We start from the raw sequence: 23677 nt of genomic DNA on the forward strand, positions 1-23677 counted from the left end.
TTTTTTTTTATACCTCGGGGGGGGCCGGCGCGGGTCGGGGGGGCGCGGCGCGGCCCCCCCCCGGGGGGGGGGCCCCCCCCCCCCCGCCCGGTCCGACTCGGCGAGGGACAGCCTCGCCTGTCAGGTGAGCAACTTCCTGCGGGGGGAAGCGGGATCGTGACCCGCTCCCCGGGTCACTGATCAGACCGTACGGCGTTCCGTCGTCCAGTGGAGCAGGCCCAGCACCGGCAGGGCGGCGCCCAGGACGGTGACCGCGGTCCAGCCGGCCGCGTGGTAGGCGATCGAGCCGAGCTGGGAGCCGAGCGCGCCGCCGACGAAGAAGATAGCGATGAACGCGCTGTTGAGGCGGGCGCGGGCGTTCGGGTCGAGCTGGTAGATGGTGTGCTGGCCGAGGATCAGGGTGGTCTGCACGGCCGTGTCGATCAGCACGGCGGCCAGGGCGACCAGGGTGATGTGGGACTGACCGAAGCCCGCGAGAGCGAAGGCCAGGGCCGCGATGGCGAAGGCGATCCCGGTCATGGGACGGACGAGCCCGCGGTCGGCCCAGTGACCGGCGAACGGGGCGACGGCGGCGCCGGCCGCGCCGACGAGCGCGAAGAGGCCGACACCGATGGGGGAGTAGTGGAAGTGGGGGCCCGTCAGGACGTACGACACGGTGGTCCAGAACGCGCTGAACGCACCGAACATCGCCGCCTGGTAGAGGCCCCGGCGCAACAACACGGGGTGGCGGCGCACCAGTTGGAGCGTGGAGCGCAGGACATGGGCGTACGGCATGGTCGTGGTCGGCGCGTGCTGCGGCAGGGCCGCGCGCAGGGCCAGCGCCAGCAGGGCCATCAGGACGGCGGAGCCGAGGTACACCACCCGCCAGCCCGCCACGTCGGAGACCAGGCTGCTGAGGGTGCGGGAGAGCAGGATGCCGGTGAGCAGGCCGCTCATCACCCGTCCGACGATCCGGCCACGGGCGTGGTCGGGGGCGAGGCTCGCCGCGAAGGGGATCAGTATCTGGGCGACGACCGAGGTGCCTCCGCTGATCAGGGAGGCGATCAGCAGCATGGGGAAGTTGGTGGCGAGACCCGCGGCGACCAGGGCGAGCGTGGTGACCGTCAGGAGCACGCTGATCAGTCGTCGCTTCTCCAGCCGGTCGCCGAGCGGGACGAGGAAGAGCATGCCCAGGACATAGCCGACCTGGGTGAGGGTGATGAGTCCGCCGGCGGCCGCCGTGCCGACATGGAACACGTCGCGCAGCGAGGACAGCAGGGGCTGGGCGTAGTACAGGTTGGCGACCGTCATGCCGGAGGCGACGGCGAAGAGGGCGACCAGCCAGCCCGGCACGCCGTGCGCCGCCTGCGCGGTGGCGGTCTGGCCCGGTGACTTGAGGACGGGGGACTTGGACACGGGCACCTTCTCGGGAAGGGAACCGGTGGGGCGGTTCGGGAAGCGCTGGGTGGTGGTCGAGCGGCCTCGTTGCCGCTCGCACGGTTTCCTCAGCGCCCGCGGTGCCTCCGTGCTTCCCCCGCCACGGCGATGATTTCGAATGTCAGTCATCTCCGAACGAGATGAGCTGAGAGATTGAGAGGATTGAGCTGAGGGATGAGCCACCTCGTCCCTCCGTCGCCTCCCATGCCACGACCGTCAGGCCATGTGCCGCAGCAGGGCCGCCACCGCCGGCGGCGCCTCGCCGCGCGGCTGGACCACCATGACCTTCCAGCTCGGCGCGTGCCGGTCGAAGCGGTGCTTGTCCAGGTCGGGGAAGCGGTCGGCGATCGAGATGGGCATGACGCACACGCCCAGGTCGGCGCGGACGAGTTCGGACGCCGCGACGATGTCGTTCACCTCGAAGGTCGACTCGCGCTCGACGGCGGCCGCACGGAACGCCCGGTCGACGGCGAGGCGGATCGCCCAGCCGGGTGTGAAATCCACCAGCGGCAGCCGGGCCGCTTCGGCGAGTGTGACTCTCCCGTCGGGCCCGGTCCGGCCCAGGACCCGGCCCGGCGCGGACACCAGCACCATCTCCTCCCGGGCGAGCAGCCGGGTCACCAGACCGCGCTGCTGCTGACGGTCGAGGGCGACCACCGCCAGATCGACCGTGCCCTCGCGCAAGGCCTGGCGGATGTCGGTCACGGCCCCCTGCCGCAGCCGCACCGCCACTCCCGGATGCTCCGCGCGCAGCGCGGCCAGCGGGCGGTGCAGGTCGGCCCACACCCCCTGCATCGTGCCGACCGTCACCCGTCCCCGCAGCTGCCCCCGCGCGGCGTCGACCGCCGACCGCGCCTGTTCGGCGGCCCGCAACGTCGCCCGCGCGGCCGGTACGAAGGCCTCGCCCGCCGAGGTCAGCGACACCCGGTGCGTGGTGCGGTCGAACAGCGGGGTCCCGAGCTCCCGCTCCAGTGCGCGCACGGTGCTCGACACGGCGGACTGCACCACGTGCAGCCGCTGTGCCGCGGCGGTGAACCCGCCCTCCTCGGCCACCGCGACGACGACCTCCATCTGTCGCAGATCCATGTCCTCTCCCGATGCCCCGGTCCATCTCTCGCAAAGATGGTGGTCCTCTTGGGTTATCACAGAACGGGGCGGGGCGGTCTCCCGGCCTGCTGTGGCGTCAGGGGGTGGGGGGTGTGGGGGTGACGAGGCCGGTCTGGTAGGCGATGACGACGAGTTGGGCGCGGTCGCGGGCGCCGAGTTTGGTCATGGCGCGGTGGATGTGGGTGCGGACGGTGAGGGGGCTGACGGTGAGTTGGTCGGCGATTTGGTTGTTGGAGTGGCCTTCGGCGGCGAGGGCCATGACTTCGCGTTCGCGGGCGGTGAGGGTGGTGAGGGCTTCGGGGGGTGCGAGGGGGGTGCCGGGGGTGGGGGTGGTGAGGAAGCGGGTGATGAGGGTGCGGGTGGCTTGGGGGGAGAGGAGGGTGTCGCCGGCGGCGACGGTGCGGATGGCGTCGAGGAGGGCGTCGGCGCCGACGTCTTTGCCGAGGAAGCCGCTGGCTCCGGCGCGGAGGGCCTGGGCGACGTATTCGTCGATTTCGAAGGTGGTGAGGATGAGGACGCGGGTGGTGTCGAGGGCGGGGTCGGCGCAGATGGTGGCGGTGGCGGTCAGGCCGTCGGTGTGGGGCATGCGGATGTCCATGAGGACGATGTCGGGTTGGTGGATGCGGGCGAGGTCGACGGCTTCCTTGCCGTTGGTGGCTTCGTCGACGACTTCGAGGTCGGGGCAGGAGTCGATCAGGATGCGGAAGGTAGCCCGGAGCAGGGCCTGGTCGTCGGCGAGCAGCACACGGATGGTCATGGGGTGCGGTCCTCTTCCGGGGAGGGGGTGTACAGCGGTAGATCCGTGGAGACCTCGAAGCCGCCCTCGGCCCGGTGATCGGCCTTGAGCCGGCCGCCCACGGACAGGGCGCGCTCACGCATGCCGATGAGACCGAAACCGTGGCCCGGGGCCGGAGCGGCGGTCACCGTGGTCGCTCCCTCGTCGGTGACCGTGATGGTCAGCCGGTGGTGGGAGTAGACGAGCCGTACGTGTGCGGTGTCCGAGGCAGCGTGTTTGGTGACGTTGGTGAGCGCCTCCTGAATGATGCGGAAGGCGGTCAGGTCCACTCCCGGTGACAGCGGGCGTGCCTCGCCCTCGGTGGTGACGTCGACCTTGAGCCCGGCGGTAGCGAACGCGGCCGTGAGTTCAGAGAGCCGGTCCAGGCCCGGGGAGGGTTCCAGCGGCGCGTCGGGGTCGTTGGTCTGGCGCAGCAGTCCGACGGTGGCCTTGAGTTCGCGCAGCGCCGATGCGGTGGTGCCGGCGAGGTCGTCGAGGATGTTCTGCACCTGCTGGGGATGGGTGCGCTGGAGATGGGCGGCCGTCCCGGCCTGCGCGTTGGCCAGCGCGAGGTGGTGGGCGACGACGTCGTGCAGCTCACGGGCGATGCGCATGCGCTCCTCGGCCACCCGGTGCCGCGCCTCCTCCTCACGGGTGCGCTCGGCGATCTCCGCGCGGGCGTGCACGGCCTCCAGGTAGTCGGCCCGCAGCCGGCTCGCGGTGCCCCAGGTGATGGGTACCAGCACCCAGAAGACGGGGCCGACCGTCGCGAGGACGAGGGACAGCGGATGGTGATGGGAGTCGACGAGCAGCGCGGTGGTGACCAGCAGCGCGGCGGTGCCTGCCAGGCCGATGCGCGCGGTCCTGCGGTCGGTGTGGACGGCCAGCCAGTACAGCGCGGCCATGAGCGGTGCCAGTAGCAGGGGAGTGATCAGATAGCCCAGGGCGTTGGCGGCGTTGGCGGCGGCCGCGGTCACCGCTACCACCGTGAGCGGGTACCTGCGGTGCCACATCAGGGCCAGGGCACCGATGCCGCCCAGGAGAATGCCGGGCCACGGGGCGAGGTGCCGGCCGGTGGGTTCCTCGCTGGTCCAGGTGGTGCCGAGAGCGGCGGCGGCGAACAGCAGCAGGACGACCGCCACATCCAGGACGCGGGGGTGGTCCTTGGCGAACTTCTGCCAGCCGGTGTTCATCGGGAGGGTTTCCTGTCGGGTGCTGTGACCATGGTGAACCTTCTCAGCCTCCCTGAGCAGGGGCGTCCCGTCGTCATGTGTCGGCCGACTCTCCCGGCTACTGAGAACGCAGTACCGAGCGACCGGTATGTCCTACCTGAGCATGACGATGATCGGCCGGACCGGCCTCGGCCGGTCCGGCCTCCTAGTCGTCGGTCACCAGGATGAGATCGAGAAAACGGTTCAGCGGTTCGATGATGTCGAGGCGCTGGTTGAGCAGCCACTGGGCCTGCAGGCCGTTGAGTACCGCCTGGAAGAGGGTCGCCGCACTGTCCGGACCGAGCCCCTCCCGCAGCTTCCCCTGTGCCTGCAGCTCGCTCAGGCGCCGTGTGACATGGGTGCGGCCGCGCTCGTACCGCTCGACGAAGTAGCCGTGCGCGGGGTGGTCCGGCCGCGAGGCCGTCGCCGCCAGCTCCAGCCACAGACGCATCAGCTCGGGGGTCTTCTGGTGACGCACCAGCAGAGTGCCGAGATAGGGCGCGAGCGCTTCGAGGCTGTCGACCTCGGCCACGCCCTCCTCCCACTCCTCGGTGTCGCGCTGGGCGAGCACCTCGGCGAGCAGGTCGTCCTTGCTGCGGAAGTGGTGCAGGAGACCGGCGTGGGTGATGCCGGCCCGCTCGGCGATGTCGCGGAGCGAGGCCCGGGCGTATCCGCGTTCGGCGAAGCTGTCGCGGGCCGCGCGTACGATCTCCGCTCGCCGGGCCGGTGTCTTCGCGTACGGTCCGCGTGCCTTTCCCTGGTCCACCAGCGCATCGTAGCGCTGTGTGAGCGCTTGCTACGCGGACGGGATCAACCCGGTCCGCGCAGCAGGGCTCCGGTCACGAAGGCCGGACACGCACCTCCGGCGCCCACTTCGGCAGCGGCCCGCCGCTCGTCGGACGGCGGACCAGCCGTGGTCCACGGGCAGGATGGCGCCGTTGTCCGTGATCCCGGCTTTGTTCACCAGGACGTCCACGCCTCCGAATGCCTCCACGTCTCGGCGACCTCGTCCACCACGCGTGGGTCGATGGATTACTTGAGCCGAGCAAGCGAATTGGAACTTACTTGAGTCAGGCAAGCAGTGCTACCTTGGGTGTATGCCTGCACCAGTGCCTCGAGCGCCCGCCTCGTCCGACGTGATCGAGATCGAGCGAGCCCTCAACCGCATCTCCTACCTGAACAGCCGGGTCCGGCAGCACGATCGCCTGATGGCCATGGCAGGACTGCGGTTGGACCGTGCCGCGGTGGCGCTGCTACGGCAGATGGCCGACTCCGGTCCCCTGCGTCCCGGTGAGCTGGCGGCCCGGTTGGAGGTGGAGGCGTCCCACATCACCCGGCAGGTGCAGCAGCTGCGGAAGGCGGGCTATGTGAGCCGCGCGCCGGACCCGGACGACCGGCGGGCCCAGCGCGTCGAACTGACCCCGGCCGGCCGGGACGCGATCGACCGGATCCGTGCGACGAGCTCGCGGGGCATGCGGATGGCGTTGGCGGAGTGGACGCCGGTGGAGCTGCAGCGCCTTGCGACGCTGTTCCACGGGATGGTGGACGACTTCCTCGCGCATGCCACCGGCGGTGAGGAGGACGAGGCGCGGGCCGGGGTGGCCGAGCCGTGGGCCGGTGTGGCCGGGGTTCGGGGTGATGTGGTGGAGGCCAGGGATGGGGTGGTCGGGGGCGACGGGGAGGCGCGGTCGGACTGATTGTGCGGAGGTGTCGCCCTTTGAGGGCGTGAGGCGTGGCTGCCCTTCGAGGGAGCCACCGGCAACTCCGCCACTGGTGAGCGCGGCGTCGATGTGGTGAGCGCCTGGCCGCCCGTTCGCGCAACCCGGTCGGTGTGTCCGCGGCCGTCCTTCGGACGTCCTGAAGCGCCGTCCGGGGAGGTCGACCGTGTGAGGTCGTGAGGTCGTGAGGTCGTGAGGTCGTGAAGTCGTGATGCTCCAGCTCTGCGCGAATGGTCGTTCCATGGACGGAAACATGAGTGAGAAACGGTCGCCGGCGCGCGGTGACGGACAACGCGTCCTGGTCGTCGTCGAGGACGCCGAGACCACCGAACTGCTCGCGACGACCATGGAGTTGGCGGGCTATCGGGTCAGCACGGTGAGCACCGGCGCCGAGGCCATGGTGCGCCTTGCCGAGCACCGCTTCGACCTGGTCGTCCTTGATGTGACCCTGCCCGATCTGCAGGGACTCTCCCGCGGGAGCCGCTTCACGCCCGCCGATCGCCCCCCGGTGCTCTTCCTGACCGCGTACCAGACCCTGGGCCGACTCGTCCCCGAACTCGGTGCGGGCCGGGAGGACTACGTCACCAAGCCGTTCCGGATCGCCGAGGTCCTCGCGCGGGCCGAGGTGTTGCTGCGCGCCCGCAGTCCCGAACGTGAAGGGCCGTCCTACGGAGACCTGGTCCTGGACGACGACACCTGTCAGGCGTGGCGCGGTCGACGGGAGATCGACCTCACCCCCGCTGAGTACCGACTGCTGCGGCATCTGCTGGTCAACGCCGAGCGTGTGCTGTCCAAGGAGCAGATCTGCCGTCATGTGTGGGGCGAGGACCGTGCCGACAACGCGATCGAGAAGCTCGTCTCCCGTCTGCGGCGCAAGGTGGACCGGGAAGGCCCCGTGCTGATCCACACCCGCAGGGGCTTCGGGTACTGGCTCGGCCACTGACCCCGCCCGGGGTAGTGATCTGTGTCACGTCAGCTTGTGGTCAGGAAACTGACCGGAGCGCGTCAGTCCGGTCCGGTTGCATATGCGTACTGGCCTTTCCGCCGTGCTTCGTTCTCCGTCCCGACGGAGCCCCCACCGAGGAGTGACATGGCTGCGCCCCCGGCAGGCGCCGTGCGTGACGCGGCAGCCCCTGCGCGTCGGCCCCGATACCTGTGGAGCCGCGTGACCGAAGACGGTCGCAAAGGTTCGCATGTGGGACGAGAGCACATCTTGGCTCATCGCCCACTTGGGCAGTTTCCCGCATGTGACCGAACGCCGGGAACGGATTGCGCAGAACACTCCGACACGAGTCCTTCCCTTGCGACTGCGACTGCGACTGCGACTGCGCACCGACCTGTACCGACCGAAAGGAAAAGATCATGCGTATAGAACTGGACGAACCGAAGTGCGTCGCGTCGGGGCAGTGTGTGATGGCCTCTCCCGAGGTGTTCGACCAGCGCGAGGACGACGGCGTCGCGATCCTGCTGGAGGAGGCGCCCGGCGCTGAGCTGCTCGACGGCGTGCGCGAGGCCGTCGCGATCTGCCCGGCCGCGGCGATCCGGCTGGTCGAGAAGTGAGGCGGATCCTGGTCGTCGGCGCCTCGGCCGCCGGGCTCGCGGCGGCCGAGACGCTGCGCCGGGAGGGGTACGACGGCACGCTCACTCTTGTCGGTGAGGAGGCCCATCTGCCTTACGACCGTCCGCCGCTGTCCAAACAGATCCTCTCCGGCGAGTGGAGCCCGGAGCGGCTGCCGCTGCGCGCCCGTGCCGATCTCGACGCCCTCGACCTCGACCTGTTTCTGGGGCGCGCCGCGAGCGGCCTCGACCTCGCCGGGCGCGCGGTGCTGCTGGCCGACGGGACGCGGCTGCCGTACGACGGCCTGATCGTGGCGACCGGCGTACGGCCGCGCAGACTGCCCGGCGAGGGTGACGCGCATGTGCTGCGCACCCTGGACGACGCGCTGGCCCTCAGGGACCGACTGGGGCCCGGGCGGCGACTCGTGGTCGTCGGTGCGGGGTTCCTCGGTGCGGAGGCCGCCGCGGTGGCACGGGGGCTGGGAACGGAGGTCACACTCCTCGAGCCGGCGCCGGTTCCGCTGGCCCACGCGGTCGGTGAGCAGGTGGGACGGGTCCTGTCGGGGGCTCATCTGGACCACGGTGTGGACCTGCGCACCGGGGTCGGTGTGGCCGAGGTGTCCGACACCGGCGTACGACTCACGGACGGGGAACTGGTCGCGGCCGACGAGGTGTTGGTGGCGATCGGTTCGCTGCCGAACACCGAGTGGCTGGAGGGCAGCGGTCTGAAGGTGGCCGACGGGCTCGTGTGTGACGAGTACAGTGCCGCCGCGCCGGGTGTGTACGGGGCCGGGGACGTGGCCCGCTGGCACAATCCGCTGTTCGGTACGTCGATGCGGATCGAGCACCGGACCAACGCCGCCGAGCAGGGCATGGCCGCCGCCCGCAATCTGCTCGACCCGGACGCGCGCAAGCCGTTCGCGCCGGTGCCGTACTTCTGGTCGGACCAGTACGACATGAAGGTGCAGGCGTTCGGTCATCTGCGCAGACACGACGAAGTCACCGTGGTCGAGGGTGAGTTGGACGCACGTCGGTTCGTGGTCGCCTACCGCGCCGGTGACCGTCTGGTGGGGGTCCTGGCGATCGGCATGCCGCCCAAGGCGATCCGCGGCTGGCGCCAGGCCGTGGCGACCGGCGCGTCATGGCACGAGGCCGTCGACGTGGCGCCGCCGCCCTCCGCCGAGTTCTAGGCCCTGTCGTCAAATTCCCGTCCGCCCTGCGACGCCATGCACGCGCCCCCAAGTTCTCGGCTTTGCTCGAACAGGGAGGGACCCCCTTCGCCGCACCGGGCACAGACCTAAGTACGTCCAGTACGAGGGCCTGTGCCCGGCACGCCGAGAGCACGCTCCCCCAAGCTCTCGACTCCGCTCGAGCAGGGGGACCCCCATGACGCCGCAGGACCCGCCCTGCGGGCGGACGACGGGAATTTGACGACAGGACCTAGTGCGGCGGCTCACCCGAGCCGGGCCACGATGTGCGGAAGGTCGGCCGTCGAGCGGATCCCGGGGGACGCCTCGCACAGGACCGGTACGGCGTTGACGGCGCGGTTCGCCGTGTACGAGGGTGACATGGCGGCCATCCGGTCGAGGGGCACCGGGAAGCGCAGGTCGATGTCGAGCGGCGCGTCGCCGTCGATCGTGACGTGCCAGCCGGTGGCGCGGACGTCCCAGGCGCGGTCGAGGTCGTTGGTGCAGTACCAGGTGGCCCGGAAGCGCAGCAACGGCCGGCCGTCCCGCAGTCCCGAGACCGTGATCCGCTGGGCGGCCACGGTGCCCGGCTGCAGGGTGCCCGCCGCGATGTGGACCGGGCGGGGCGCGGTCGCGACCTCCCCCTCGGCCTCCACCGAGTCGAGCGGGATCGAGAGCGTGTCGGCGACCATGTGCAGCGACGGGCCGAAGCTGTCGCGCACCACGGACAGCCGGCGCTCGTCGTACTCGGCGGGAGGTTTGCCGAACCCCATCACGTCGAAGAGGAGTCCGGGCGAGTCGCGCTGGGAGAGATCGGCGAACTCCTCGATCGTCAGGCCGTCGAGCCGCCGTTGGATCGAGCTCAGGGCGAGGGGCAGCGCCTCCGTGATGAACCCCGGGCTGCTGCCGGTGCTGTGGATCGAGGACTTGCCGCTCTCGCACGCGGCCTCGACCCGCTCGCGCACCGCGGGGTCGAGACTGGCGGCGCGATGGAACTCGCCCCGCGTCGTCACGACTTTCGCGCCCGAGGCCAGCAACCGGCACACCTCGTCCATGTCGCAGGCGCGCGGCATGTAGAGGACGCAGTCGGCGCCGAGCGCCACGATCTCGTCGATGTCGTGAGTGGCGATCACACCGGTCGGGCCCAGGCCGCACAGCTCGCCGGCGTCACGTCCCGACTTGTCCGGCGTGTGCGCGTACAGTCCGGCCAGCGTCAGGTCCGGATGTTCGAGGACCGCCCGCAGCGCGCGGGAGCCGATGTTGCCGCTGGCCCATTGGACGACCCGGTAGTGAGGCCTGGCGTCCGTCCGTACGGTCATGGGAACCCCCTGATCCTCCGGCACAATGGTGAGAACCATACTCTCCGAAATGGAGAATGGAACTCGCCGTGCGGGTGGATCAGGGGTTCGGGACCCGTGTTACGCGGAGGCGGACCTGCCCGCCGTGGCCGGAACGCCCGAGATGCCGCCCAGGCAGAACTGCCAGACCTCCTCGGAGGTCACCGGGTGGGCGTGGCTGTCGGCGGGGACGCCGTGGGCCTGCGAGGCGAACATGACGGTCTGCATGACGAGGGCGGCCTGACGGCGGGGTTTCCCGCCGGAGATGAGACCGGCCTCGGCGGCCTGCTCGATGATCTCGGTGAAGACCGTGAGCAGCGGGATGTGGGCGGTCGCCACCTGCTCGGGGTGCTTGACCAGCAGTTGCAACGCGAAGTCGTTGAACAGCGGGCGCTGGACGCCGGGGCTGGGATGCGACTGCTCGTAGAGCGTCTCGACGGCGATCCGCAGGCGCTGCAGCGGATCGCTCTCGGTGGCGGCCGCCTCGCGGACCTTGGCGGCGCCCATCGAGAGCGCGTCCTCGAACAGGGCGAGGAGCAGCTCGTGCTTGCCGTCGAAGTGCTGGTAGAAGCTGCGCAGGGACTGCTTGGAGCGGTCGACGACCTCCTGCACGGTGAAGTCGGTCGTGCCCTTCTCGACGATCAACTCCTGTGCCGAGTCCAGGAAGCGCTGCACGCGTTGCTCCGCGCGAAGCTTCGCGGCACGGGTCGATCGCTCTACGGCGCGCTGGCGCCACGCTGGTTCTTCGGGGACTGCGGTCACTTGCAGAACGATACTCCACTTCAGTGGGAATAAGTTGCGGCGCCCTACCGAATCGCGCATCACAGGTTACGAGACTCTTACTTGCGTTCACTGAGAATGATATTCTCGCCGCATGCATCTGGGATGGCAGGCGAAGCAGCGCCCCGACGCGATCGCGGTCATCGAGAGCGGCGGCAGGACCGTCACATACGCCGAGCTCGACGCACGGTCCCGGCAGCTGGCCGCGGCGTTCGGCCTCAGGCCGGGAGACGCCATCGCGATCCGTATGCCCAGCGGCGCGGCCTTCCTCGAAGTCGCCTGGGCCGCCCAGCGTTCCGGCCTTCTCTATACGCCGGTCAACACCCATCTACTCCCCGCCGAGGTCGAGGAGATGGCGGAGGGCAAGCTGCTCATCACCGAGGAGGTGTACGAGCGCCTGCTCGCGGCGCCCGGCACGGGGGAGTTCGAGGAGTGCGAGGGGCGGGAGCTCCCCTTCTCGGGAGGGACCACCGGGCGTCCCAAGGCCGTGCGCAAGCAGCTCACCGCGGGCCCGATGGGCGACCCTTCAGCCGAGTGCGTACAAGTGGCCCAGGGGCTGGCCCACTACGGCTTCGGCCCCGAGGCCGTGTACCTCTCGACGGCCCCGTTGCACCACGCTTCACCGCTCGTCCACTGCATGTCGCTGCTCTGGCTCGGCGCGACCCTCGTGGTCATGGACCGCTTCGACGCGGCCGAGTGCCTGGAGCTGATCGAGCGTCACCGGGTCACGCACGCACAGTTCGTCCCCACCATGTTCGTCCGCATGCTGAAGCTGCCCGCCGCGCGGCGCGCCCGTGACCTGAGCAGCCTGCGCGTTGTCCTCCACGGTGCCGCGCCCTGCCCGGTGGAGGTCAAGCGGCGGATGCTCGACTGGTTCGGCCCGATCATCCACGAGTTCTACTCCGGGACCGAGGCGTACGGCTTCACGGTCATCGGTCCGCAGGAGTGGCTGGCCCACCCGGGATCGGTGGGCAGGGCGGGCGACGACGTCCGCATCGTCGACGGCGTCGTCCACTTCGGCGAGAACACCCTGGGTGACATCGGGTACCTCGACGAGGACGGCTATCTGTATCTGACCGACCGGGTCGCGCACACGATCGTGTCCGGCGGGGTCAACATCTACCCGCAGGAGGCCGAGGACGTCCTGGTCATGCACCCCGGGGTGGCCGACGTCGCGGTGATCGGGGTCCCGGACCCCGAGAGGGGCGAACGGGTCCTCGCGGTGGTCCAGCCGGCCGCCGCCGACGTGACCGCCGACGAGCTGCTCGCGTACTGCCGGGAGCGTCTCGCCCCGTACAAGTGCCCGCGCGCCGTCGACTTCGTCCTCAGTCTGCCCAGGGACCCCAGCGGCAAGTTGCGCAAGGGCCTGCTCCGGGAGACGTACTGGCGGAACCACGAAACGAGGATCGTCTGACATGGCATGGGACTTTTCCACCGAGCCGGAGTTCGAGGAGAAACTGGAGTGGATCAGGTGGTTCCGCGCCGAGCGTGTGGACCCGCTGGACCTGCTCTACCCGGACCGGGCCTTCCACCCCCTCGACGAGGAGACCGGCCCGATAGTCCGGGCCCTCAAGCAGCAGGTGCGCGACCAGGGCCTGTGGGCGCCCCATCTCGGCCCGGAGCTCGGTGGGCGCGGCTTCGGACAGCTCAAGCTGGCCCTCATCAACGAGATCCTGGGCGAGTCCAGTTGGGCCCCCGTCATCTTCGGCACGGCCGCGCCGGACACCGGCAACGCCGAGATCATCGCCCGCTACGGCACCGAGGAGCAGAAGGAGCGCTATCTCAAGCCGTTGCTCGAAGGCGAGTGCTTCTCCTGTTTCTCCATGACCGAGCCGCAGGCCGGCGCCGACCCGAAGATGTTCACCACACGCGCCGTACGGGACGCTGGGGGCACCTCCCGCTCGAGCGGAGCCGAGAGTGGCGGAGACTGGGTCATCACGGGCCGCAAGTTCTTCTCCTCCAACGCGCGCACCTCGAAGTTCGTCATCGTGATGGCCGTGACCGACCCGGACGTCAGCGCCTACCGGGGCATGTCGATGTTCCTGGTGCCCAGTGACACCCCGGGCATCCGGATGGAGCGCCACCTCGGTCTGATGAGCGAGGCCCCGGACGAGGGCATGCACGCGCTCATCGAGTACGACGGCGTCCGCGTCCCCGGTGACGCGCTGCTCGGCGGCGAGGGCCAGGCCTTCGCGATCGCGCAGACCCGGCTCGGCGGCGGGCGGGTCCACCACGCGATGCGGGTCGTGGGCCAGTGCCAGAAGGCGCTGGACATGATGGCCGAGCGCGCCCTGTCCCGGGAGACCCAGGGCAGCAGGCTGGCCGACAAGCAGCTCGTCCAGGCGGACCTTGCCGACTCGTACGCGCAGTTGCAGCAGTTCCGGCTGTTCGTGCTGCACACGGCCTGGCAGATCGACCGGTACCAGGACTACAAGCGGGTCCGGAAGGACATCTCCGCCATCAAGTTCCTGACGCCGAAGGTGCTGCACGACATCGTGTACCGCTCCATGCACCTGCACGGCGCCCTGGGCGTGTCCAACGAGATGCCCTTCGCCGACATGTGGACCGGCGCCGCCGTCATGGCGGTCGTCGACGGGCCCTCGGAGATCCACAAGGTCACGGTGGCCAAGGACCTTCTGCGCGGCTACGAGGCCGCGTCGGGGCCCTGGCCCTCACAGCATCTGCCCGCTCGCCGGGAGTGGGCCCGCAAGCAGCTGGAGAACATGTGAACATCGAGTCGCTCGCCCGCTGGCTGGACGGTCAGGACATCGCTCCGGGTGAACCGGTCGAGGTGTCCCTCATCTCCGGGGGCACCTCCAACGACATCTTCGACATCCGGCGCGGCGAGCGGCGGATGGTGTTGCGCAAGCCCCCGGAGAAGGTCCCGCCGGGCCGCAACGAGACCATGCTGCGGGAGTTCCGGGTGCTGAACGCGCTGGGCGGGACGGAGGTGCCGCACCCGGAGGCCATCGCGGTCTGCGACGACACCGACGTGATCGGCTCGTGCTTCTACCTCATGGGCCATGTGAACGGCTGGTCGCCGATGAACACCGACGGCTGGCCCGAGCCCTTCAAGAGCGACCTGTCCCTGCGCCCCGGTCTCGCCTACGAGCTGGTGGAGGGCATCGCCAAGCTCGGCAACGTCGACTGGCGGGCCCAGGGACTCGAAGGGTTCGGCCGGCCGGACGGCTTCCACGACCGCCAGGTGGACCGCTGGCAGGCGCACCTGGCGAAGTTCGGGTTCCGCGAGATACCGGGCCTGGACACGGCGGCCGCCTGGCTGCGCACGCACCGGCCCCGGCACTGGGAGCCGGGCATCATCCACGGCGACTACCAGTTCGCCAACGTGATGTTCAAGCACGGGGCGCCCGCCGAGCTCGCCGCCCTGGTCGACTTCGAGATGGCCACCGTCGGCGACCCGCTGCTCGACCTCGGCTGGGTCGTCATGGGCTGGCCGAACGCCGACGAGGACCGGGACGCCGCGGGCAGGTACGCCGACTACACGGGCATGCCGGACCGGGCCGACATCATCGAGCACTACGCCAAGGTCAGCGGCCGGGACGTCGGCGACATCGACTACTACGTGATCCTCGCCCGGTTCAAGATGGCGATCGTGCTGGAGGGCGGCTACGCCCGCCATGTGAAGGGCGACGGCGGCAACCCGAAGATGGCCTACTACGGGGACGCGGTCCTGCAGATGGCGGCCCAGGCGGCCGAACTGGCCGCGACGACACGGCTATGAGGGCGGCCCGATGCCATACCGTCGGCGGCCCGGTGGTCGTCGAGGAGGTCCCCGACCCGGACGGTGAGGTACCCGTCGACGTGCACTACGCGGCGGTGAACTTCGCCGACGTCCTGGTGATCCGGGGCACCTACCAGGTGAAGGCGGACCTGCCGTTCACTCCCGGCAGCGAGTTCGCCGGGGTGGTCGCCGAGTCGGGGCACGGGTTCGAGAAGGGCGAGCGGGTCTTCGGGTCCGTATTCGTCGGTGCCTTCGCCGAGCGGGTCGCCGTCCGGGCGGCCAGCCTGTACCGGATCCCCGACACGATCCCCACCCGGCGCGCGGCGGCCTTCGGGGTCTCGCACGCCACCGCGTACAACGCGCTGACGCTGATCGGCCGCCTCCAGGAGGGGGAGCGGGTGGCGGTGCTCGGCGCGGCCGGCGGGGTCGGTCTCGCGGCCGTGGAACTGGCCGTGCTGCTGGGCGCTGAGGTGGTCGCCGTGGCCTCCACCGAGGAGAAGCGGGCGGCCTGCCTCAAACAGGGCGCTCACGAGGCACTCCCGTACGACGACCTCAAGCGGCGGCTGCGGGACGCGGGCGGCGCCGACATCGTGATCGACCCGGTCGGCGGACCGCACTCCGAACAGGCGCTGCGGGCCATGCGCTGGGGCGGCCGGTTCGTGAACGTCGGCTTCGCCAGCGGCGAGGTGCCCCGGCTCCCGCTCAATCTGGCGATGCTCAAGGGCGTCACGATCCACGGCTTCGACTTCGGCGGCTGGGCGCGGCACGGCCGGGAGCAGCTGGCCGTCACCCGCGCCGAGCTGAACCGCATGTTCGCCGAGGGTCTGATCCACCCCCGGGTCCACGCCGTCCACCCGCTCGACGAGGTGGCGACCGCCCTGGACCTGGACCGCCGCGCCATCGGCAAGACCCTTCTGGAGGTGGGCCGTGGAGTTTGAGTTCGACGAGGACCAACGGCTGCTGCAACGGCTGGTGAGGGAGACGGTCGCCAAGTCCCGATCGCAGCCCGAGGACCGGCTCTGGGCGACGTATCTGGAACTGGGGTGGCTGGAGGCCCCTCCGGTGGAACTGGCCATCGTCCTGGAGGAGTTGGGGTACGCCGCCGATCCGACCCCCTTCCTGGCCACGGCCACCTGGTTCGCTCCGCTCGCCGGGCGGCTGCCGAGCGGCTCGGGAACCGGAGTGTTCGACGGCACCGGCCGGTTCGTCCTCGACGCGGACCGGGCGGACGAGATCGCCCTGCTCACCCGCGACGGCGTACGGATCGTGGCGGGCCCGGAGCTCGGCGCGGCACGCGTCGACATCTTCGACCCGACCCTCCACGCGGCCCATGTCGAGGTCCCCGACCTGGTCCCCGGGATCCCGGACCTCGCCCTGATGGGTCTGGCGATCTCCATGGTCGGCAGTTGCCGGCGCATTCTGGACCTGGCCGTCGCCCATGTGAAGGAACGCGTCCAGTTCGACGTGCCCATCGGCTCCTTCCAGGCCGTCAAGCACAAGGCGGCGGACATGTACGTCGCCATCGAAAGGGCCCGGGCCCTCGCCTACTTCTCCGCGCTGACCATCGCCGAGGACGACCCACGGCGCGGCAGGGCGGCCTCGATGGCCAAGGCCGCCGCCGGGGAGTGCCAGCGGACCGTCTTCCGTAACGGCTTCCAGCTCTTCGGAGCGATGGGCTTCACCTGGGAGAACGAACTGCAGATCCACCTCAAGCGGGCCAAGGCAGGCGATCTGCTGCTGGGGACGGCGGCCGTACACCGCAGGGCGTTGCTGGAGCAGACGCGGCAGGAACGGGAGAGGTCCGGGCCGCAGCGGGAGAGGTCCGGGCCGGATCGGGAGACGAGCGGGCCGGATCGGGAGACGAGCGGGCAGGAAGGGGCGGTGGCGGGATGAAGCTGGACTCCGGCTCCGAAGTGGAGTCGTTCCGCGCCGAGTTCGCCGCCTTCCTCGACGCCCACCTGCCCACCCCGGAAGAGGCCCACCCCGCGTCGCGGTCCAGCGCCGACGTCCCCGCGTGGGCCCGCCGCTGGCAGCGCACGCTGTTCGACGCGGGCTGGCTGCTGCCCGGCAAACCCCCCGAGTACGGCGGCCGGGACGCCACCCTGCCGCAGCAACTCGCCCACCTGGAGGAGCTGTCGAGGCGGCGGATCTACCACAGCTTCAACCCCCAGGGCATCGGCATCATCGCGGCCTCGATCCTCACCTTCGGGACCGAGGAGCAGAAGCAGCGGTGGGCGATTCCCCTCCTGCGCGCCGAGATCACGGCGGCGCTCGGCATGAGCGAGCCGGGCGCCGGATCCGACCTCGCCGGGCTGCGCACCCGCGCGGTCCTGGACGATGGGGGCACCGCCCGTTCGAGCGGAGCCGGGAGTGGGGGACACTTCGTCGTCAACGGGCAGAAGGTGTGGACCTCGGGCGCGCACGACGCGGACGTCCTGCTGACGTTCGTCCGCACCGACCCGGCCGCGCCCAAGCACCAGGGCATCAGCGTGCTGCTCATCCCCACCGACACCGAGGGCGTGGTGCGCAGGCCATTCGCGTCCATGGCCGCGCAGGACGACCTCGACTTCAACGAGGTGTTCTTCACCGACGTCCGGGTCCCGCGCGAGAACCTCGTCGGCCCCCTGAACAAGGGCTGGTCGGTGGCGCACGGCTCGCTCGGGCACGAGCGGACCATGCTGTGGCTGAGCTTCGCCGAGCGCCTCGACGACCTGATCCGGGACGCGCCCAGCGACGAGGAGTGGTACGCGACGCTCCTCATGGACGCCCAGGCGCTCAGGCTGCTCGGCTACCGCCAACTGGGCGGCGACCACGACCCGGCGGAGCTGTCGGTCCTCAAGCTGTTCGGCTCCGAGGCGATCCAGGTCGCGAGCCTCAACGCACTGGAGGACCGCGGCCCGGAGGGCCTGGTCCATCCCGAAGTGACCGGCCCGCCGAACCATATGAGCATCGACAACTTCATCTCCAGCTGGTTCGAGCGGTACGCGCGCAGCTTCGCCGGGACGATCGCGGGCGGCACCTCGGAGATCCAGCGCAACATCATCGCCGAGCGCATCCTCGGCCTGCCGCGATAACCCAGGAGGACGTGGATGGACCAGATTCTGTACGAGGTCGAGGACCGGGTCGCGGTCATCAGCCTCAACCGGCCCGAGGTCGCCAACGCCCAGACCATGGGCCTCCTCGACGACCTGGACGCGGCCTGGACCCGCGCCGCGGCCGACGAGGACGTACGGGTGATCGTGCTGCGGGGCAACGGACGGCACTTCTCGGCCGGCCACGACCTGAAGGACCGTTGGCCGAGCCCCGACAAGATCACCCTAGAGTGGATCTACACCGCCGAGGCGCGCAGGTACCTGGAGTACACCCTGCGCTGGCGCAATGTGCCCAAGCCGTCGATCGCCGCGGTCCAGGGCAAGTGCATCGCGGGCGGCCTGATGCTGTGCTGGCCCTGCGATCTGATCGTGGCCGCCGAGAACGCCGAGTTCTCCGATCCCGTGGTGCACATGGGCATCGGGGGAGTGGAGTACCACGGTCACACCTGGGAGCTCGGACCGCGCAAGGCCAAGGAGATCCTCTTCACCGGACGGGCCGTCACCGCCGAGGAGGCGGAGAAGGTCGGCATGGTCAACCGTGTCGTACCGCTCGACGAACTGGACGCGACGACCATGGAGTTGGCCGGGCAGATCGCGCGGATGCACCCCTTCGCGCTCCGCCAGGCCAAGCGGGCCGTCAACCAGACCCTGGACGTGCAGGGCTTCTACGCGGCCGTCCAGTCGGTGTTCGACATCCATGAGACCGGGCACGGGAACGCGCTGAGCGTGGGCGGTTACCCGATCCTCACGCGGCTCGAGGAGATGAAGGACCACATCAAGGCGCAGTGAACGCGGACTGCTCGAAGATGACGCTTCGAGGGGCGGGGCGCACACCCCCCCCCGCCCCTCGGAACAACCCCGCGGACAGACCTTGTTCAGCCGCGCTCGTGACGGAAGACCTTCCCTCCCTTCATCACGAAGCGGACGTGGGCCATCACCGAGATGTCCTCCAGCGGATTGCCGGGTACGGCGATCAGGTCCGCGAGGAGTCCCTCGGCGATCCGTCCGCGGTCCTCGGCGTCGATCAGTTCGGCCGCGTTGACCGTCGCCGCCCGGAGCACCTCCAGCGGGGTCATCCCGCGCTCGACGAGGGCGACCAGCTCCTGGGCGCCGCGGCCGTGCGGGATCGCCGGCGCGTCGGTGCCGACCGCGATCTTCACGCCCGCCTTGAGGGCCCGGGCGACGACCGTCCTGGCGTGCGGGAAGATCTCGCCGGCCTTCGCCTTGAGTTCGGCCGGGGCCCTGGACAGGTCCATTCCGTCGATCAGGGCGGTCGTGGCGACGAGGAAGGTGCCGCGCTCGGCCATCAGCTCGATGGTCTCGTCGTCCAGCAGGAAGCCGTGCTCGATGCAGTCGATGCCGGCCTCCACGGCGGACCGGACGGCGGCGGCGCCGTGGGTGTGCGCCGCCACCTTGAGTCCGCGCCGGTGGGCCTCGTCCACGATGGCCCGCAACTCCTCGTCGGAGTAGTGCTGCGCGCCCGCGGTGCCCGTGTGGGACATGACCCCGCCCGACGCACAGACCTTGATCAGCTGGGCGCCGTACTTGATCTGGTAGCGGACGGCCTTGCGCACCTCGTCGACGCCGTTGGCGATGCCCTCCTCCAGGGAGAGTGGCATGATGCCGGGGGCGTACGCGGCGAACATCGTGGGATCCAGATGCCCCCCGGTCGGGGTGATCGCGTGCCCCGCGGGGACGATGCGGGGGCCGTCGATCCAGCCGGCGTCGATGGCCTTGGCCAGCGCGACATCCAGCAGATAGCCGCCGGTCTTCACGAACAGGCCGAGGTTCCTGACGGTGGTGAACCCCGAGCGCAGTGTCCGGCGTGCGTTGGCGACCCCGCGGAGCATGCGCAGCGGCGGGTCGTCCTGGACGGGGGAGAGGCCCGGGACCTCGCCCCGGCCTCCCATGAGGAGGTTGACCTCCATGTCCATCAGGCCGGGCAGCAGGGTGACGTCGCCCAGATCCAGGACGTCACCCTCGCCGCCTTCTCCGCCGCCGCTTGCGATGCGGTCGCCGTCGACGGTGACCAGGCCCGGTTCCTCGATCTGCCCCGTCTCGACGTGCAGGACGCGGGCGGCCTTGATCGTGACCATGCTCAGACCTGCGGCTCGGCGATGACGTCGAGGTAGGCGGCGCCCGAGTCGGGGACGCGGGGCTGCTTCCAGACCTCGATGGGGAAAGACACCATGACGAGGGAGAACATGAGCAGCATCAGATTGCGTTCGGGCTCGGGCAGGTCGTCGAGCGGGAACTTGTCGAGGTGTGTCGTCGCGCGGTCCAGCAGGGGGAACGCCGCGTCGTAGAACGCCTGCATGTCCGCCATGCTGCTGGTGAGACGCTTGGCGTAGCGTTCGCGTTCGCTGCCGAGGACCCAGTCGCTGTAGGGCTCGAGTTCGGCGAAGTCACTCGGCAGCATCGGCGTGCTCCTTCACGTAGTCCCTCACGACCTTGTGGAGGTGGCGCAGGAGGATCTCCTGGTCGTTGAGGGGGAAGTCGGTGACGTAGCGGCCCTTGAGCATGGTCTGGGTGGCCTCGAGGGTGTTGCCGTCCTGGAGGGCGTACTCCTTGAAGGTGACGGCGGTGAGTTCCTGGGCGAGGCGGTCGCGGGCCGTCTTCGCGGGGACGAAGTAGAGGTTCGCCTCGAACAGGTGCTTGTCCACGGCCGTCGGCCAGTAGTGGTACGTCAGATACCAGCCCGGTGCCCACAGAAGCAGCATGAAGTTGGGGAACAGCACGAAGGAGTCGGTGCCCCAGGAGTGGTGGCGGGCCGGGTTGACACCGGCCGGCAGCGGGTCGAGGCCCGCGATGTCGGGCCGGTCCCAGGGGCCGAACAGACCGCTGCGCAGCTCCCGTTCGATCGGCTTGACCATCGAGGGGTCCTTCGGCGGCGCCATGCCGCCCCAGGACGAGATCATCGAGTGGGGGCTGTGCAGCTCGTAGTGGAGCGCCTCGAAGCCGTAGCCCAGGAGCTTCTCCGCCTCCTCCTTGGTGGCCTGCTTCTGGTGCAGGACGGGCGCGTGGTAGAACTCCGCGAAGGCGTCGATGAACAGCTTCCAGTTGCTGCCGACCTCGGCCTTGTAGGTGAAGACGTCGGTCATCTCGTGGAAGGGGTAACCCTCCAGGCCCTTGGCCATGTCCCCGAGGTACTCCCGCAGGCTCTGCTGGGGGTCGAGGTTGACGAAGACGAAGCCTTCCCAGATGTCGCAGGCGACTTCCTTGAGGCCGTAGTCGTCCTTGTCGAGGTCGAAGAACTCGCCCTCCTGCTGGACGAAGGTGAGCTTGCCGGTGAGGTCGTAGCGCCAGGCGTGGTACTTGCAGGTGAACTGGCGGCAGGTGCCCTTGACCTCCTCGCCCGGGAAGTCGTTCCAGACGAGCTTGTTGCCGCGGTGGCGGCAGACGTTGTGGAAGGCGCGGATCTGCTGGCCGCGGCCGCGGACGATGATCAGTGAGGTGCCGGCGGCGGCGAGTTCCTTGGTGAAGTAGTGGCCGGGCTTGGGGACCTGTTCGACGCGGCCGACGTTGAGCCAGGTCCGCTTGAAGATGGCCTCGCGTTCGGCCTCGTAGTAGGCGGGATCGATCGAGTCCTCGTAGTTCACGGGACTCGTGCCCAGTTCGGGGTACTGCTCGGTCCAGCTCCCGGCCTCAGGCTTGCTGAAGTGTGGCATGGCTGCTCCCCTTTCCGGAGTGAGAATAGCATTCTCATTCAGCGATAGTGAAGTTCTCCGCAGGTAGGCCGGGATCGAGCTCCACCTCGAAGGTGTTGAGGACCATGGCCAGCAGGCCGTACGTGCCGACGGTGAAGACCAGATCCATCAGCTGCCGGTCGTCCAGCTCGGCGGCGAGCGCCCGGTAGGTGTCGTCGGACAGGCCCGAATCCGCCTCCAGTTCGTCCACTGCCCGGGTGATCGGGGTCGGCCTGCCGGCGCGGATCGCGTCGATCTCCTCGTCGGTGACGCCGGCCTTCCGCGCGATCAGCACGTGCTGGACCCACTCGTACTGGCAGCGCCTGCGCCAGGCCACCCGCAGGATGGCCAGCTCGCGGGTGCGCGGAGACAGTGTGGAACCGCCGCCCAGCAGATACCGGTTGTAGCCGAGGAAGGCCGTGGCCAGTTCCGGGTGCTGTGCGAAGAGGCCCAGGACGTTGGACGGCGGCAGTCTGCGCCCCGGCGCGAGGGACGCCAGCGCCTCGGTGTCCCACTCGTCGTAGGGGAGCGGCGGGATACGGTTCATGTGTTGCGGCCCCCGTTCACGCCCAGGATCTGGCCCGTGATGTAGCCGGCCTCCTCCGACACGAGGAACGCGCAGGCCGCGGCGATGTCCTCCGGGCGGCCGACCCGTCGTACCGGAGTGCGCTGGATGTGCTCCTCGACCGTCCCGCCGAGCAGTTCGCGCGCTTCCGCCTTGCGCAGCATCGGGGTGTCGATGAAACCGGGCGGCACCGCGTTGACGGTCACGCCGAACGGGCCCAGCTCCAGGGCCAGTGCCTTCGTCAGGCCGTTGACCGCCGACTTGGACGCCACGTAGTGCGTCATGAACGGCTGGCCCGACTGGGCGCTGGAGGAGGAGATGTTGACGATCCGTCCCCAGCCCGCCTCCATCATGTCCGGAAGCGCGGCCTGTACGCAGTGGAAGACGCCGTTCAGATTGACGTTGATCACCCGGTGCCAGGCCTCGAAGGTGAGGTCGGAGAAGCGCTTGAAGCCGTCCATTCCGGCCGCGTTGACCAGGATCGTGACGGGTCCCAGCCGCTCCCTGACCGCGGCCAGCGCCGCATCGACCTGGGCCCGGTCGGCGACGTCGGTGGCCGGAACGACACTCGTGTCCGACGGATTGAGGTCGAGCGCGGCGACCTGGTAGCCGTCCTTCGCCAGCCGCTCCGCGATGGCCAGACCGATACCGGAAGCGCCGCCGGTGACGACCGCCGTCCTCATGACAGCTCCTCGTCGCCGACGACGGTGGTGCGCTGGAGCGTTCGCTCCGAGTCGGCGCTGTACGGCAGCGCCCGGTGCAGCATCCCGGTGTTGTCCCACACCACCAGGTCGCCGACCCGCCAGTCGTGGGTGTAGCGGAACCTCTCCTGCGTGGTCCACTCCAGCAACCGGTCCAGCAGTGCCCGGCTTTCGGCGGCCGCCATGCCGACGATGTGGTCCGCCGTCGCCCCGATCACCAGGGAGCGGCGGCCGTCTCGGCGCTTCCACACCAACGGCGTCTCATGGGTGGGGACTTCGCGCCAGCCCGCGAGTACCTCGGGTCCTGGGTCGGGCGTCACCAGCCGCTGGGCCGCCTCGAAACTGTGCACCACGCGCAGGTCGTCGTACTGCTTGCGGTCCGCCTCCGGAAGGTTCTCGTACGCCGCGTAGGTACTGGCGAACTCGGTCCCGCCGCCGGTCATGGCCACGTGCCGGGCGGTCAGCGTGGTCGTCCTGGTCGGTACGGGGTCGATGGTGCCGTCGATGTGCCAGTGGAACGTCCCCTTGAGGTACTGGGACGTCGGGTTCCTGGCCGGGTCGAGCGAGACGGTGAAGATCTCCTTTCCCCGCACCGCGAAGACCTTGCCCAGCTTGCGGCTGAAGGCCAGTTGGCCTTCGTCGTCGAGGTGCAGCCCGCGGATGAGAAGGATGCCGCGCCACTGGAGCGCCTCCGCGCACCGGCTGATCAGTTGATCGTCGAGCAGATTGCCGACGCCGGTGACCTCTACGCCCAGGCTCGGGCTGAGGGCCTTCGTTGCGATCATGAAAATCTCCCTTCCGGA

General features: G+C 69.9%; 24 protein-coding genes. 11 read left to right on the forward strand and 13 right to left on the reverse strand.

Annotated features, from left to right (window positions below; genetic code table 11):
- Positions 1 to 180 precede the first annotated feature (180 nt).
- The 5 genes from ACFVWD_RS09390 to ACFVWD_RS09410 form a co-directional block, all read right to left on the reverse strand.
- Positions 181 to 1332 carry an MFS transporter gene (locus ACFVWD_RS09390; RefSeq protein WP_389594919.1) on the reverse strand — a complete coding sequence of 384 codons (1152 nt, stop codon included), beginning with the start codon at positions 1330 to 1332 and terminating at the stop codon, positions 181 to 183.
- Between the two features lie 300 nt (positions 1333 to 1632).
- On the reverse strand, positions 1633 to 2502 hold the full coding sequence (locus ACFVWD_RS09395; RefSeq protein WP_389594710.1) for a LysR family transcriptional regulator: 870 nt from the start codon (positions 2500 to 2502) through the stop codon (positions 1633 to 1635).
- A gap of 97 nt (positions 2503 to 2599) precedes the next feature.
- Complete coding sequence (locus tag ACFVWD_RS09400; RefSeq protein ID WP_389594711.1) at positions 2600 to 3280, reverse strand: response regulator; 681 nt, start codon at positions 3278 to 3280, stop codon at positions 2600 to 2602.
- Positions 3277 to 4491, reverse strand: a complete 1215-nt coding sequence (locus ACFVWD_RS09405; RefSeq protein WP_389594712.1) for a sensor histidine kinase — start codon at positions 4489 to 4491, stop codon at positions 3277 to 3279. Before ACFVWD_RS09405 ends, ACFVWD_RS09400 begins: the two co-directional genes overlap by 4 nt.
- Before the next feature lie 184 nt (positions 4492 to 4675).
- The gene (locus ACFVWD_RS09410; protein WP_389594713.1) at positions 4676 to 5275 is read right to left on the reverse strand and encodes a TetR/AcrR family transcriptional regulator; all 600 of its coding nucleotides are present in this window, start codon (positions 5273 to 5275) and stop codon (positions 4676 to 4678) included.
- A gap of 331 nt (positions 5276 to 5606) precedes the next feature.
- On the opposite strand from ACFVWD_RS09410, the gene ACFVWD_RS09415 reads away from it, so the two are divergent.
- From ACFVWD_RS09415 to ACFVWD_RS09430, 4 genes are all read left to right on the forward strand, one after another.
- Complete coding sequence (locus ACFVWD_RS09415; protein ID WP_389594714.1) at positions 5607 to 6206, forward strand: MarR family winged helix-turn-helix transcriptional regulator; 600 nt, start codon at positions 5607 to 5609, stop codon at positions 6204 to 6206.
- Between the two features lie 262 nt (positions 6207 to 6468).
- Complete coding sequence (locus tag ACFVWD_RS09420; protein WP_389594715.1) at positions 6469 to 7170, forward strand: response regulator transcription factor; 702 nt, start codon at positions 6469 to 6471, stop codon at positions 7168 to 7170.
- 419 nt (positions 7171 to 7589) lie between these two features.
- Positions 7590 to 7787, forward strand: a complete 198-nt coding sequence (locus ACFVWD_RS09425) for a ferredoxin (RefSeq protein ID WP_101408374.1) — start codon at positions 7590 to 7592, stop codon at positions 7785 to 7787.
- Positions 7784 to 8974 (forward strand): NAD(P)/FAD-dependent oxidoreductase, encoded by a 1191-nt coding sequence (locus ACFVWD_RS09430; RefSeq protein WP_389594716.1) that lies wholly within the window; start codon positions 7784 to 7786, stop codon positions 8972 to 8974. Before ACFVWD_RS09425 ends, ACFVWD_RS09430 begins: the two co-directional genes overlap by 4 nt.
- 263 nt (positions 8975 to 9237) lie before the next feature.
- Here ACFVWD_RS09430 and ACFVWD_RS09435 read toward each other — a convergent pair whose 3' ends face one another.
- Together ACFVWD_RS09435 and ACFVWD_RS09440 are read right to left on the reverse strand one after the other, a co-directional pair.
- Entirely contained in the window at positions 9238 to 10290 is a 1053-nt protein-coding gene (locus ACFVWD_RS09435; RefSeq protein ID WP_389594717.1) for a dihydrodipicolinate reductase, read from the reverse strand.
- A 99-nt stretch (positions 10291 to 10389) separates the two neighbouring features.
- Positions 10390 to 10983, reverse strand: coding sequence for a TetR/AcrR family transcriptional regulator (locus ACFVWD_RS09440; protein ID WP_205522371.1), 594 nt, complete (start codon positions 10981 to 10983; stop codon positions 10390 to 10392).
- Between the two features lie 199 nt (positions 10984 to 11182).
- Between ACFVWD_RS09440 and ACFVWD_RS09445 the strand changes: the two genes are divergently transcribed.
- From ACFVWD_RS09445 to ACFVWD_RS09475, 7 genes are read left to right on the forward strand one after another with little or no spacing between them, the layout of a single operon-like run.
- Positions 11183 to 12502, forward strand: a complete 1320-nt coding sequence (locus tag ACFVWD_RS09445) for an AMP-binding protein (RefSeq protein WP_389594718.1) — start codon at positions 11183 to 11185, stop codon at positions 12500 to 12502.
- Between the two features lies 1 nt (position 12503).
- Positions 12504 to 13817, forward strand: coding sequence for an acyl-CoA dehydrogenase family protein (locus tag ACFVWD_RS09450; RefSeq protein ID WP_389594719.1), 1314 nt, complete (start codon positions 12504 to 12506; stop codon positions 13815 to 13817).
- Complete coding sequence (locus tag ACFVWD_RS09455; RefSeq protein WP_389594720.1) at positions 13814 to 14830, forward strand: phosphotransferase family protein; 1017 nt, start codon at positions 13814 to 13816, stop codon at positions 14828 to 14830. The genes ACFVWD_RS09450 and ACFVWD_RS09455 overlap by 4 nt, the downstream gene beginning before the upstream one ends.
- On the forward strand, positions 14827 to 15768 hold the full coding sequence (locus ACFVWD_RS09460) for an NADPH:quinone oxidoreductase family protein (protein ID WP_389594721.1): 942 nt from the start codon (positions 14827 to 14829) through the stop codon (positions 15766 to 15768). The genes ACFVWD_RS09455 and ACFVWD_RS09460 overlap by 4 nt, the downstream gene beginning before the upstream one ends.
- A complete protein-coding gene (locus tag ACFVWD_RS09465) occupies positions 15758 to 16723 on the forward strand; it encodes an acyl-CoA dehydrogenase family protein (protein ID WP_389594722.1) in 966 nt (321 codons plus the stop codon). Before ACFVWD_RS09460 ends, ACFVWD_RS09465 begins: the two co-directional genes overlap by 11 nt.
- A complete protein-coding gene (locus ACFVWD_RS09470) occupies positions 16720 to 17904 on the forward strand; it encodes an acyl-CoA dehydrogenase family protein (protein ID WP_389594723.1) in 1185 nt (394 codons plus the stop codon). Before ACFVWD_RS09465 ends, ACFVWD_RS09470 begins: the two co-directional genes overlap by 4 nt.
- Positions 17905 to 17919: 15 nt before the next feature.
- On the forward strand, positions 17920 to 18711 hold the full coding sequence (locus ACFVWD_RS09475) for an enoyl-CoA hydratase (protein ID WP_389594724.1): 792 nt from the start codon (positions 17920 to 17922) through the stop codon (positions 18709 to 18711).
- A gap of 86 nt (positions 18712 to 18797) precedes the next feature.
- Here the strand turns inward: ACFVWD_RS09475 and ACFVWD_RS09480 are convergent, their stop codons facing one another.
- From ACFVWD_RS09480 to ACFVWD_RS09505, 6 genes are read right to left on the reverse strand one after another with little or no spacing between them, the layout of a single operon-like run.
- A complete protein-coding gene (locus ACFVWD_RS09480) occupies positions 18798 to 20018 on the reverse strand; it encodes an amidohydrolase family protein (RefSeq protein WP_389594725.1) in 1221 nt (406 codons plus the stop codon).
- A 2-nt stretch (positions 20019 to 20020) separates the two neighbouring features.
- Positions 20021 to 20341: a hypothetical protein gene (locus ACFVWD_RS09485; RefSeq protein WP_389594726.1), complete on the reverse strand. Its 321-nt coding sequence runs from the start codon at positions 20339 to 20341 to the stop codon at positions 20021 to 20023.
- The gene (locus tag ACFVWD_RS09490) at positions 20328 to 21590 is read right to left on the reverse strand and encodes an SRPBCC family protein (RefSeq protein WP_389594727.1); all 1263 of its coding nucleotides are present in this window, start codon (positions 21588 to 21590) and stop codon (positions 20328 to 20330) included. Before ACFVWD_RS09490 ends, ACFVWD_RS09485 begins: the two co-directional genes overlap by 14 nt.
- A 34-nt stretch (positions 21591 to 21624) precedes the next feature.
- Entirely contained in the window at positions 21625 to 22155 is a 531-nt protein-coding gene (locus tag ACFVWD_RS09495; RefSeq protein WP_389594728.1) for a carboxymuconolactone decarboxylase family protein, read from the reverse strand.
- Positions 22152 to 22856: an SDR family NAD(P)-dependent oxidoreductase gene (locus ACFVWD_RS09500; RefSeq protein WP_217570219.1), complete on the reverse strand. Its 705-nt coding sequence runs from the start codon at positions 22854 to 22856 to the stop codon at positions 22152 to 22154. Before ACFVWD_RS09500 ends, ACFVWD_RS09495 begins: the two co-directional genes overlap by 4 nt.
- Positions 22853 to 23659 carry a TauD/TfdA dioxygenase family protein gene (locus ACFVWD_RS09505; protein ID WP_389594729.1) on the reverse strand — a complete coding sequence of 269 codons (807 nt, stop codon included), beginning with the start codon at positions 23657 to 23659 and terminating at the stop codon, positions 22853 to 22855. Before ACFVWD_RS09505 ends, ACFVWD_RS09500 begins: the two co-directional genes overlap by 4 nt.
- Positions 23660 to 23677: the final 18 nt, after the last annotated feature.

Source organism: Streptomyces sp. NPDC058086, from assembly GCF_042885015.1.
In the GTDB taxonomy this organism is placed as follows: domain Bacteria; phylum Actinomycetota; class Actinomycetes; order Streptomycetales; family Streptomycetaceae; genus Streptomyces.